9 protein-coding genes are annotated in these 12,514 nt (G+C 57.6%); 2 read left to right on the top strand and 7 right to left on the bottom strand.

All coding sequences use genetic code 11. The features are described from left to right. The first annotated feature begins 2 nt into the window (after positions 1-2). Positions 3-2,033: an oxidoreductase gene (locus tag ACYVIS_RS10625; RefSeq protein ID WP_460873947.1), complete on the top strand. Its 2,031-nt coding sequence runs from the start codon at positions 3-5 to the stop codon at positions 2,031-2,033. Here ACYVIS_RS10625 and murI read toward each other — a convergent pair. The 4 genes from murI to ACYVIS_RS10605 are packed head-to-tail and all read right to left on the bottom strand — an operon-like array spanning position 2,030 to position 8,019. Beyond that, positions 2,030-3,091: a glutamate racemase gene (murI, locus tag ACYVIS_RS10620; RefSeq protein WP_460873946.1), complete on the bottom strand. Its 1,062-nt coding sequence runs from the start codon at positions 3,089-3,091 to the stop codon at positions 2,030-2,032. The genes ACYVIS_RS10625 and murI overlap by 4 nt on opposite strands. Continuing rightward, on the bottom strand, positions 3,081-5,441 hold the full coding sequence (locus ACYVIS_RS10615) for a cytochrome P450/oxidoreductase (protein ID WP_232741464.1): 2,361 nt from the start codon (positions 5,439-5,441) through the stop codon (positions 3,081-3,083). Before ACYVIS_RS10615 ends, murI begins: the two co-directional genes overlap by 11 nt. Before the next feature lie 14 nt (positions 5,442-5,455). After that, positions 5,456-7,051 (bottom strand): sulfatase family protein, encoded by a 1,596-nt coding sequence (locus ACYVIS_RS10610; protein WP_232741463.1) that lies wholly within the window; start codon positions 7,049-7,051, stop codon positions 5,456-5,458. Further along, the gene (locus ACYVIS_RS10605; RefSeq protein ID WP_232741462.1) at positions 7,048-8,019 is read right to left on the bottom strand and encodes a Bug family tripartite tricarboxylate transporter substrate binding protein; all 972 of its coding nucleotides are present in this window, start codon (positions 8,017-8,019) and stop codon (positions 7,048-7,050) included. The genes ACYVIS_RS10610 and ACYVIS_RS10605 overlap by 4 nt, the downstream gene beginning before the upstream one ends. A gap of 135 nt (positions 8,020-8,154) precedes the next feature. Between ACYVIS_RS10605 and ACYVIS_RS10600 the strand changes: the two genes are divergently transcribed. Continuing rightward, the gene (locus tag ACYVIS_RS10600) at positions 8,155-9,090 is read left to right on the top strand and encodes a LysR family transcriptional regulator (protein ID WP_460873945.1); all 936 of its coding nucleotides are present in this window, start codon (positions 8,155-8,157) and stop codon (positions 9,088-9,090) included. A 100-nt stretch (positions 9,091-9,190) separates the two neighbouring features. Here ACYVIS_RS10600 and ACYVIS_RS10595 read toward each other — a convergent pair whose 3' ends face one another. From ACYVIS_RS10595 to ACYVIS_RS10585, 3 genes are all read right to left on the bottom strand, one after another. Next, positions 9,191-10,165, bottom strand: a complete 975-nt coding sequence (locus ACYVIS_RS10595; RefSeq protein ID WP_460873944.1) for a Bug family tripartite tricarboxylate transporter substrate binding protein — start codon at positions 10,163-10,165, stop codon at positions 9,191-9,193. A gap of 92 nt (positions 10,166-10,257) precedes the next feature. Continuing rightward, positions 10,258-11,067 (bottom strand): aspartate/glutamate racemase family protein, encoded by an 810-nt coding sequence (locus tag ACYVIS_RS10590; protein ID WP_460873943.1) that lies wholly within the window; start codon positions 11,065-11,067, stop codon positions 10,258-10,260. 42 nt (positions 11,068-11,109) lie between these two features. Next, positions 11,110-12,513 carry an MmgE/PrpD family protein gene (locus ACYVIS_RS10585; protein WP_460873942.1) on the bottom strand — a complete coding sequence of 468 codons (1,404 nt, stop codon included), beginning with the start codon at positions 12,511-12,513 and terminating at the stop codon, positions 11,110-11,112. Position 12,514: the final 1 nt, after the last annotated feature.

Raw genomic sequence — 12,514 nt, 5'->3', positions numbered from 1 at the left:
AGATGCCTTCCCTTGAAACGCCTGCGTCGCAGGCGGCCGGTTCGCCCGTGACTGCTGTACCTTTATTGGAAACGCCTTTTTCCCTGGCGGGAAAATACCTGCGCAACCGGATCGCGCATGCCTCCATGACCACTCTCACGGCTCGCGACGGACAGGTTACGCCGGCATTGATTCAATATCATGCCAATCGGGCTCGAGGCGGAGCGGCCATGATCATCACCGAACCTTTGGCCATGTCGGCCATGCAGGCGGTGCCGGCGAAAGTGCATGTTTTCGACAACAGGAATACCGACGATTTGAAACGATGGGCCTCCGCGGTGGAGGAACATGATTGCCGGCTGCTTGGACAAATACAGCATCCGGGCCGGGCGCGCCATGAAGCCGGCCGCCATCTGAATGCGGTTGCTCCTTCTGTCCTGCCCGATGACTTGAGCTGGTCCGCGCCACGTGCGCTCAGCATTGCTGAAATCGAGCGGTATGTCGGGGATTTCGCCGATTCGGCGCGGCGCTTGCAGCAATGCGGGTTCAGCGGCGTGGAACTGTCATGCGGACACGGGCATCTATTTCATCAATTCATGTCTCCGTATTCCAACCACAGGCAGGATCAATATGGCGGCAGTTGGGAAAACAGGACGCGGTTTGTCGCCGAAATCGTGGCCGCCATCCGCGCCGTCTGCGGCCGCGATTTCATCATCGGCTTGAAGCTGCCCGGAGACGACGGTATGCCTCAAAGCATCGGTCCGGCAGAGGCCATGATCATTACCTCTTTGCTGACCGCTTCGCGCCAGGCCGACTACATTGCCTTTGCGCAAGGCACTCATAGCCGCACATTGGAGATGCATGTGCCGGACCGTTATGGTCCGCGACTGCCTTACCTGCAGCTCACCACGCAACTGCGTCATGCGGCTCCGCATACGCCTCACATGGCATTGGGGCGCATTACCGATCCAGCCGAGGCCGAAGGCATACTTGCGCGTGGGGAAGCTGAGCTGATAGGGCTTGGAAGGGCGCTGCTGGTGGATCCGGCTTGGCCGATAAAGGCAGCGGCCGGCCGAAGCAACGACATACGCTATTGCGTGTCATGTAACACCTGTTGGGACACCATCATTACACGGCATGCGCCGGTCGCCTGTGTGAACAATCCCCGTGTTTGCGATCCCGACGAAGTTGATTTCTGGCCGGCCCCTACGTCGGCTCCCCGATCTGTAGTGGTGGTGGGGGCGGGCATCGCGGGAATGGAAGCCGCCTGGGTTGCTGCGGCGCGTGGCCATAAGGTCACTGTCTTCGGGCAATCGGCCCATATTGGCGGTAAAGCGTGGCTGCGTTCCCATTTTCCGGGAGGCGAAGAGGTCAGCAGCATCTACGATTACCAGACAGTTTGCGCACAACGGGCCGGGGTCAGGTTCGAGCTGGGCGTGCAGGCCGATGTGCCGGGTATTCTGGCGCTCTCGCCGGATGCGGTGGTACTGGCCACAGGCGGCACAATGATGCCGCCGGCATGGCTGCCCACCGACGCCGTAGAATCCGGAATGGTGCCCGACCTGCGCCAGGCTATGGGCGCGCTACTGGATATTACCGCTCGGCAGCCGGGTACCGCCGTGATTTTCGATATGGATCATGGCGAAGGTACTTACGCCGCGGCGGAGCGCCTGCATGCACTGTTTGAGCGCGTCGTCATTATCACGCCGCGCAATTCCATTGCCGACGATATGTCGCTGGTGACCCGACAGGGCGTGCATCGCCGTTTGGCGCAAAAGGGGATAGATGTAATTTTCCTGTGCGAACCGATGTGGAATGAGCTTATCGAGGGGGGGGAGCTGGCTTACCGGCATCTTTACACAGGCGAGGTTTTCCGGATTGCGAACCTGTCCTTGCTCACCTATTCAACGCCGCGGGCTCGGAACGACGAAATGCTTGCCGAACTTGAGGAAGCGGGCGTCGAAGTCATTCCCGTGGGTGACTGCCTGTCGCCACGCGACCTGCTTGCGGCGACAGCGGACGGCCATCGGGCAGGCATGCGCCTGGCCGCTTAGTGCGGCGTGGCCAATGGTAGTGACTGCACAGATTGGGGGCAGGTATGCATGCGGCCATTTGATATGCTGCCAGAGCGGCAGCCGACACTTGTCAGTTCATTGAACTGGATCTGGTTGCTGCCAAAAAAGCGATTCGCAAGCTTCGTTATATTTTCCGGGGTTGCCGAGGTATAGAAAGAGATCCCCGGCTCTCGGCTATCCAGGAACTCCGGATGACGGGCCAGGTAGGCGGCAAGGCTGTTGGCGGTTATTTTCGGTTGCGAAAAAATCTCGACATGGCTGGGCAAAGCCTCGACGAAGAGATCCTCGATCAAGGGGTAGTGCGTGCAGCCGAGTAGCGCCGCCGCCAGGCGTTCTCCGTCCAGGCGGCGCAGTAAAAGGGCGACATAGCGCCGGACGGCACGTCGAAGGTCAGGTAATGGGGCACCCGCCTCGATAAGCCTGACGAGGCTTGGGCAGGCCTGTTGAATCACGTTGATTTCGGGAGCTCGCCTTCTTGTTTCCTCGACAAATACTTGGCTGTTCACCGTGTACCGTGTCGCAAAGACAGCTACATTCTTCCGAACGAAGCCTTGCTTATCCACATCGTGCGTCGTCGACCAAGGAACACCGGTCATCGCTTCCACCATTGGGACAATGACGCCAATGACACGCTTGTCGGGGAAGTGAATGGGCAGCCACGTCTGTTGAAGACGGCGAAGTCCCGTAGCCGCCGCCGTGTTGCACGCCACCACGACCAAGGAGCAGCCCAGGGCAAAGAGTCGTGTCAACGACGACAGGGTGAGTTCGTAGATCGAGTCGGCATCGCGGTTACCGTAGGGTGCGTTCCCGTGGTCACCGTAGTAAATGAAGTGTTGGTCAGGCAGTGTTGCCCTGAGCTCTTTTAGGACCGTAAGTCCGCCACTACCAGAATCAAAAACCCCTATCACCACGCTTCCTTGGGCCAAAACAATGCGTCTTTTGCAATTTCCTGAAACGGGGCTTCGCGAATCCCCGCGGGCAAGCAAGAATAGCGGGAATTTTACATGGTTGCGTCCGGCCTCTGGTTCAGAGGTCAAGCACAAGCGGTTTTGACAAACCGCGGGAACAACACGCCATCAGCCGTGTGCTTTTCTGCTTTTCCGTGAGGCTTAGCACGCTGTCGCGATGATCTATTTCACCCGACACCACACCCACTTCGCAGGCTCCACAAAGGCCTTCTTCACAGTCGCTTTGCACATCGATATTGGATGCTCGCAATACCTCGAGCAGGGTCTTGTTTGCGGGCACTTGTAATGTCAGCCCGGAGTTTCTCAGCTCAACCTCAAAAGCCATTTCCCTATCCGGATCAAGCCTGTTGGCGGTGTTGATAAAATGCTCGACATGAAGGGCACGGTCAGGCCAGCCTTGCTGGACAAGCACATTTTGCAGGTCATCAAGCATCCGTGAGGGGCCGCATGCGTAAATCTGCGTTGTGGCGTTGGGCTGGGCGAGGAGTTCACGGAAATTGTTTCGATGCCCTTCTTCGCTGATGTACAAGCGCAGGCGAACGCCATGGCGGCGTTGCAGGTTTTCAATAAGCGGCAGTGCAGCTCGAGATCGGCCGCTGAAATGAATTTCGTAGTCGATGCCAAGAGACTGTGCATGCTGTGCCATAGCCATGATGGGGGTAATGCCAATGCCTCCGGCAATCAGCACAATACGATCTGTTGATGCCTCGCTCATGCGGAAATGGTTTCGTGGGCCGCGAATGCGCAGCGTCGCACCTGGTTTGGCGTAATCGTGTATCCAGGCCGACCCACCGCGGCTATTGGGATCGCGTTGTACCGCGATCTGCCATGTCTCGCGATTTTCCAGATCGCCGCACAGAGAGTACTGTCGGGACAACCCCGTATCACCACACTCGACATCCAGGTGTGCCCCTGGGGTCCAATTCGGAAGCGGCGATCCCGTGGGAGACGCCAAACGCAGGAGTACCGTGTCTGGCGCCACTTTTTCCGCCGATTCCACCACAAGCTTGCGCACCATGTTTTTTGCGAGAGGCGCTCCCAGCCGTACGGGTTGAACTTGTTGCAATGCTACCGAGTCGAGCCGCTCGGGATTGAGATTGGGATCCCATTCCACCAAGAGATTTCGCGGCCCGCGGAACGACAAGTTGTGGACATATTTGTACGACTGCTGGGCCAATCGCATGTGGGGCAGGCGCCGTGTCAATTCGCCGATGATAATCTGCATCTCCATCCGGCCGATATTCTTGCCCAGGCATTGGTGAGCGCCGAAGCCAAAGGTCAGGTGCTCGACTGTGTTGTCACGCCGGATATCGAAAAAATCGGGATCGCTGAATTGCTTGTTATCGTGATTGGCGGAAGCGACTACGAGCAATAGCTTGGAGCCGGCTGGAATCCGGACGCCTTCAATCTCGACATCACTCATAACCTTGCGCCGCCATGATGCAATGGAGCCGCTATGCCGCAGGCATTCTTCCACTGCAGGTGAAATCAGCCCGGGATCGGCACACAGATCCTGCCAAGCTTCCGGATGTTCCAGAAGCATTTTGATCGCATTGGCCGATGCAAAGGACGTCGTTTCATGCGCGGCCACGATGATCGCCATCATCATCGAGTGCAGATAGGAATCCGTGACCACATCCGGATAGTCTTTTTGCTGACGGATCGAGTAGCGCATCCACCCCGGTCCATCTGGCGTGCGTTTCATTTTTTCCAGCACTTCGCCTGCCAACTGCCAGAACTGACCGACGGTATGCGCTACCGACTCCCGTTCCTCAGGGGTCGGCCGCCCGAAGGCGTTGACCGTATGCGCAATCGAAAAGCGGTGCATTTTTTCACGATCCGAGTCATCATCGATGCCCAGAAAATGCAAAGCCACGGAGAAGGGGACATCCCATAACAGCTTCTGGAACAGATCGACGTGGCCTTCATCCATAAACTGATCGATGGCCTCTGTGACCAGGCGGCGCACCATCGGCTCATGTTGCTTCAGGTGTTCTGGTGTAAAAGGTGCCATCAGTACCCGTCGTCGAGCCATATGCGCCGGCTCGTCCTCATTGACCAAGGTCCGATTCATTGCATAGCCATAGTGCTTCAAAATGGCAGCCGCTTCATTTGAAAGCGGCTCTATCGGCTCCAAAACATTTGACGGACTGAACGTAATCGGGTCTCGAAAAATATTTTTAATCGCCTGATAACGTGTCACGACCCAGTAATCGAGCTTGGGGCTATAAAAAACCGGTTCCTTTTCGCGTGCCCAGCGTATAAATTCGGAAGGGTTTTCCATGTAAGCATCTTGAAACGGGTCGAAATCGGCGGCGTGCTGACTGATAGGGCAGCCCGTCGAGGGTTTTGGCACCGCTCCGGCTACGTGCGCGATTGGGCAGGCTGAAGGAAGTTTGTGATGGATGGCATTCGTCATGCTGCTTTCTCCGTTTAAGCCAACGCCGTGGGATAGGGGCTGGTATCGACATGATTGAGCATCATGTACGCAAGTTTTTCCAGCATCTTGGCGCGCAGGCAGGCGCTGGAAGAATCGCTCCACAGATTATTCAGTTCGTTCGGATCCTCTGCCAAATTGTAGAGTTCCCCCCAATTGGCGCCATCGTAGATGGTGACGCGGCAGTCGTTTGCCAGCAAAGTCCGGCAACGTATGCGAGTATTGAAACCCAGTATTACCCGCTGCCCTTCTTCTTCAATGATTAGCGCATCGCGCAATTGCGTGTCTGCCCCTGCCATGACAGGCATCAAGCTATGCCCTTGAATGCCGTTGTAGGGCGCTACACCTGCGCGGTTCAGTACCGTTGGAGCGATATCGACAGTGCTGACGAGGCTGTCGGAGTTCAGGGTTTTGGCTGCGCCTTCTGGTTCCGCCCATAGGAATGGCACACGGGTGAGGCCTCGGTAGTGGATTGGCCCTTTAAGCATAAGCTGATGATCGCCCAGATAATCGCCATGGTCGCTGGTAAACACCACCACGGTGTTGCGGCTCAGCCCCAGTCGATCCAATTCGCCCAGCACCCGGCCGATCTGGTGATCGATGTTGCTGATCGAGCCATAGTTTAGCGCCAGTGCCTCTTTGGCTTCCTGTTCATTGCAGGCAAATATGGCGGGCGTGTTCTTGATGGCCTTGCCGGAATCGCGCTGATCGTAGAGCCACTTCACATGAGGGGGCACCGATGTCGGCGTGCCATGGAACGAAGGGGGTAGTTCCATCTGCGCTGGGTCGTACATGTCCCAATACTTGCCGGGCGGTGTAAACGGATGGTGCGGATCGGGAAATGAACACTTCAGGAAGAAAGGTTGTCCTTGCGCGGCGAATTCCCGCAAATAGTCCATGCCACGATCGGCAATATACGCTGACGGATAAATCTCTTCAGGCAGGCGTGTGCGCCAGGCTTGGCGGATTTTCGACAGGGCATAGCCGGGTGTGGGCATGGCGCCATCCGGACCGACGTGGCGCTCCAGTTCCGGATAGTGCTTGCGCAGCCAGTATCGATAATGGCCATGAACCTCGTCGCTGTGTTCATCCACCAGACGTGCCTGCTCGAAGCCGTAGTAAGGGTAGTCCAGATCGAAATCGTCGCTGGACAGCCAGTATTTTCGCCGTTCCTGGTCGTAATTACCCGGTGTGGCGCGCATGGCCTCCTGCTTCAAGCGACTTTCAAGAGGCACCGGCCACACCGGGGGCCTGAGTGTCATGTTCTGCAGATGTGCTTTGCCCACCAGTGCTGTCCGATATCCGGCTTGCCGCAGCGATTCAACAAAGGTCATGGCCTGCAAGGATAGTGGAATACCATTGTGGCGGGCTCCATGCGTGGATGGAAAGCGGCCGGTCATCAGGCTTGCGCGATTTGGCATGCAAATAGGAGTTGCCACATGCATGTTGTTGAATTGGCTGGCCCGCCGGGCAAGCGTGTCCAGATTGGGGGTTTTCACCACCGGATTGCCATAGCAGCCCAGATGATCCGCCCGTTGCTGGTCAGTAATGAAAAACAGAAAGTTTACCGGCGCATCGGATCCAACGCTCATTGTGTCGTCCCAGTCTCTTCTACTGTCTTTTTCCAGAAGGCCAACCCGTCGGCCACCAGTTTTCTGAATGCCTCCGGCGTCATGGGCAGGGGCTTTGTACCCTGCTTGTCCAGCTCCTTAATGAACTCGGGGGATGCCAATACTGTATTGACGAGCGTGTTGAGTTTCTCCACAGTCTGGGCGGATGTACCCGCCGGCGCAAACAATCCCAGCCAGGAGCTGACGGATGCGCCTGTGGTCAGATCGGAAAAATACTCCACCCCTTTGATCGAATCATATTTTTCATCGTTGGCAATACCCAGCAGCTTGACTTTACCGGACTTGATGAACGGCAGTGCCGGGGCCAAACCGCCCATCATCAAAGGCACCGTATCCGCCGCGAGATCCATCATGGCAGGGCCAGCGCCCTTGTAGGGTACATGCTGGATTTTGAGGCCCAGTTTCTTGCTCAGCAATGCCATGGCAAATTCATGCACCGTACCCACCCCGGGCGAGGCATAGCTATATTTTCCAGGGTGTGTCTTGATGACCTCGACCGCTTCTTTCAGGCTGCTGGCCGGAAAGCTTTGATTGGCGAGCAATACCACGACGTTATCAACTACAGCGGCCACCGGGGCAAAACTTTTTTGCGGATCATAAGCGAGATCATGATAAATGAATGGATTAAGGCCGTGCGTATTTGAAGTCCCCATCAATAGGGTATAGCCGTCTGGCTTGGAGCGGGCCACGTAGCCCGCGCCAATTCCACCGCCTGCGCCGGGCTTGTTCTCCACAATAAAGTTATAGCCGGAAGCCGTGGACATTCGCTGCGCCAATAAACGTGAAATGACATCTGTGGCCCCACCGGGCGCATAAGGCACTATGATTTTGATGGGTCTGGATGGATAGTTATCGGCCGCCATGGCCGGGGTGCTGACCGCAGTTGCTACAAGACTGCAAGCCAATATTCTTTTGATCAAATGCTTCATGCCGCTCTCCTGGATTATCGCGACCGCCATTTCGCTAGAACGAATAGGGATGCGAATGTGATTTCCTCAATAGTGTGGCGCCGCATCGCCATAACGTAAAATGAAATCTTTTACCACCGCGATAACTATAAATATATGATGAGCGAGCCATTATTCCCTCAGCTGTACATTAAAAAACGTCATGTCGAGCTGCTTCTGGCCCTATATGAAACCCAGCATATGGGACGCGCGGCCGATCGCCTGAATATGAGCCAACCGGCTGCCTCGAAGGCACTGGCCCAGCTTGAAGAGCACGTCGGTGCGCCGCTATTCCTGCGCACGCCTTACGGTACCAAACCCACGCCGCTGGGCATGCTTTTGATTTCCCATGCGCAAAATCTAAATGGCGCGGCACAAAGAGTAGGCGACGAAGTCCGATCCTTGCTGACGCGCGACAGGCGTATCCTGCGCATAGGCGTGCTGCCTTCCTCGTCGGTTCACACATTGCCCAAATTGATTTCCAGCCTGATCGAGCACGACGCCGGGCTCGAGCTCACTATTTTCGAAGGCGTCTTGAACGTCCTGGTTGAAAAGCTGGAGCGGGAAGAGCTCGATCTCGTTCTGGGGCGTGTGTCCGATGCGCTCCATCGCAACTGGATTCATGAGGTGTTTTTGTATGACGAACCGGTAGCTATCGTATGCGGACCGCGACACGAACTGATACAGCGCAAGCCGAAACACTTGCGTGAACTGATCCCGTACCGCTGGATCATCCCCATTAGCGGTACCGTTCAAAGAGACTGCGTGGAAGCGATGCTCGATCGGGCCCGGCTTAGGCTTGCCGATTCCATTGAGTCGAACTCCTTATTAACCAATATCACGCTTATCAATCAATATAACTGGATCAGTGTGCTGCCCCAAAGCCTGGCTGGCTACTATGAAACCAAAAACCTCGTCAAAACTCTAGCCATAAAATCGGGCGTCAACTTTGGCGCCATCAGCTTGCTGTATCGGAAGCAGGTCGTTGTGTCTAGCCAAATACAACTGGCGGTACAAATCATGCAAGATTTATTTCCGGCTGCTCGTCAGTAGGACAAGGTCAAAGTGAAGAAGCTGCTCTTGCTCGCCATGAGCCCTCATACAGGGGCTGAACGCCGCACATGGCGCAGACATTGTGCGGCGCTTATGGTTTTTACTGTTCGGCAGCGCCGGATTCCCGCACGATGCGTCCCCATTTCTCGCTTTCCTTGCGTATGAAAGCGGCGAATTCCTGGGGTGTTTGCGTCATGGGATCGGAGCCGATGGCCTGTAGCTTTTTATCCATGCCGGGGTGTTTGACCACCTGCTGTATCGCTGTCGAGAGTTTTTCAACCACCTCTTTGGGCAGGCCGGCGGGTCCCAGTATGGCATACCAGATGGTGATGTCGTAGCCAGGGACACCTGCCTGGGCAATGGTCGGAACGCCGGGAAACAGCGGCGATGTGGTGGTGCCCGAGACACCCAGCGGGCGGACTTTGCCGGCTTTGGCGAGTTCCACATAGCTGGGAATGTTGTCGATCATCATATTGATGCGGCCGCCTACGAGGTCGGTGATGGCCGGTGCCGTACCCTTGTATGGAATGTGCAGCAGCTTGATGCCGGTAAGCGATTCCAGCATGACGGCGGCCAGGTGGCTGGAACTGCCTATGCCCGAAGAGCCGAACGTGAGCTTGCCCGGTTCGGACTTGGCCAGTGCGATCAGCTCTTTGACGGTGTGCACCGGTACCTTGGGGTTGACCACCAGCACGTTGGCGGAGGAGGCAACCGGGCCGATGGGGGTGAAGTCCTTGACAGGATCGTAGCGCAGGTTTTTGTACAGATAGGGGTTGATGACCAGCACCCCCGTTGTGGAGAAAAACAGGGTATAGCCGTCGGGCGCTGCCCCAACCACGGATTGCGCGCCAATCGTACCCGCCGCGCCGGCACGATTTTCAACGATTACGGTCTGCCCCAGAAGAGGCCCAAGTTCGGCGGCGATGAGGCGGGCGGTGGCGTCGGTACCGCCGCCGGCGGGGAAAGGCACGATCAAGTGTATCGGCTTATCCGGATACGCCGCTTGCGCGGCAACGGCGGCGGTACATAGCGCGAGACCTGCGAGAATGCTTGTAACATTTTTGAGGATGGACATGTAGGCTCCGGGAATAGATGGGCTGATTTCCCTTTGCGGAATATAAGCCCTGGGTCAATGGAAAATTACACTTGAAAACGATGCGGCCGCATTCAAGCCTTGTCCGGCTTGTTGTTCGCGCGGCCGTGAAATTGACGCGCATGGTGCACCATGTCGGCCGGAGGCCGCGCATGCAGATAGCCGCGGCGGGTCACGCTGATGCCCATATCCTTGAAGTCCGCCATTACTTCGGCCATCTTGATCGTCGCGCTCAGGCCATCGATTACCGGCACCTCGTCGATGCGGGTGATATGGGCACGCGCCATTGCTTCACTCAGATAGAGCTGGCCTGGAATAATGGCCTCGGCGCCTTGTGCAATCGCTACTCGCGCGGCTTTTTCGAATTTGGCTACCAGTTGCTCGGATTCCGAAAGCCCGCGGCTGATATCCTCGAAGCTGGCGTCGATGAGCAGCGTAGGCAGTGCGCGTGTGGCCAGGCCCAGTCGCTGGACGCGTAAGTCCATCATTTGATCGAAGCCTTCCTGGAACACCAGTATGGCGAATCGAGTGGACATGCAGCAGGCGAAGTGCATGGCGGATTCGCCATAGCCCACCACGGGAATATCGAGCAGAGACCGAGCTTCTTCGAGAGCGGGATCCTGCACCGAGCCGACCACGAACACGTCATAACCTTGCGCTTCGGCACGCAGCGCGTTTTCCAGGATGAGCTGCGTGCTGAAGGCCGCCATATATGGATACTTCACCACATCCGCGGGCGTGTATTTGCCATAGACGTTCTCCGGCATGCCGATGAAGTCGACCGTCACGCCGGGCCGGGCAATTTTTTTGACCCGCTCGTGCATGCCTGCGAAGTAGGCCGGAGTGCGACCGGTTTCGACGAGGCTCTGGAAAAGTATGCGCATTATTCATTCCTCCGGTCGGCGTGCCTGGCATGCCGCCAATAATCAAGAAGCGGTGAAGGCCGCGACGATGTCGCGCCAAGGCTGGCGCATGCGGGCGGCGGGCAGCGTCATCAGAGCATCGGCAGCCGGACGCAGGCGTGGATACATCGATTGGGTCAGTGCGCCGATCTTGTCCAGCCGCTGCTCGTCCGCGTAAGGCCGGTCAGGGCCGCCGGTGGCCGATAGACACTCCGCTACGAGCTGCGTGCCGTCGGCGAACCCCATTTGTATGCGCGCCGGCCTATCGTTTGGCGGCGCTGGAATCGGCGTGGGCCAGGGCGCCATGGATACGCGCTGACGCAGTCGATTCACTTTTTCATCGGCCAGCATGGCGCTGGAGAAGGCGTCGGCGCCACCGTTGCCGCGCACCACCGCTGCCGCCAGCGCGTGCGACATCGAGAACTTTGCGGCCAAGGTGTTGTGAGGCTGCGGGTTCTGCAGAGGCAGCGCCAATTCATGGGTTTCCACCTCGATGGCGGTGATATTGTCTACGCCTTTCTGTATGGCCTGGTCGCGGATCTCGAGTGTCGCCTCGACCGCGGCGTGCAGGTGCTGGCAGCAGGCGTACATCTTGGTGTAGCCGTCCAGGATGGCCCAGGATCGGCCCAGTTCCTGCGTCAGGAATTTCTCATGGGAAATACCGCCCAGCACCGTGCAATACACATCGTAAAAACTGCTTGGTGTGCCGGAGATTCCACCATCGGCCCATTCCACGGCGGCCATGCCGGATTGCGCGCCCACGCCGGCCCACACATTGCGTACCAATGCGCCGAGCGCCAGGTGATTGCGCGGCGCGGGAGTGATCAATGTAACGGCGGCGCTGGCGGCGTTCAACGCCTGTTGCGCCGACAGCTTGCGATTGAGGGCCACCGCCACCGCCGCACCCACGGCGGCGAATCGGCCATGCGATTGCATCACCGCGGGACGTTGCTCGAAGGCGCGCGCGACGCGGGTTACGACTTCGTAAGCAAGCACGATAGCGTGCAGCAGATCGTCGAATGACGTGCCGTCGGCTTCCGCGTCGGCCAGCAATGCAGGCAGCACATAGAGGCCCGCGTGGCAGGGCGATAGGCGATAGCCTTCATCCAGTTCCAGCCAATTAGTGGCGACAGCGTTGATGAGGGCCGCGTTGCGGCGATCGGTCTTTCGCCCCGGTACTGGAATGATCGTGGCTTCGGGCGTCCCCCCCGTCCCCCCGAGCTTGGGCAGCAGGCGTTGGAACTCCGGCTCGGCGGCGGCGCCGGTCATGGCGGCGAGGTCGTCGAACAGGACCAATACCGCGCGGCGCTTGACCTCTTCCGGGATATCGTGCGGCGTCGTCGAAAAGGCCCAGTCGAACAATTGGAGAATAGCTTGCTCGCAGACCTCTCTGGGGTCGGCAGGCGCGGAACTGAGGCGGCTGGACATA

It is taken from the genome of Paralcaligenes ginsengisoli (assembly GCF_054781135.1).
Note: the sequence above shows the minus strand (reverse complement) of the source record. Positions and strands in the feature narration are given on the sequence as shown.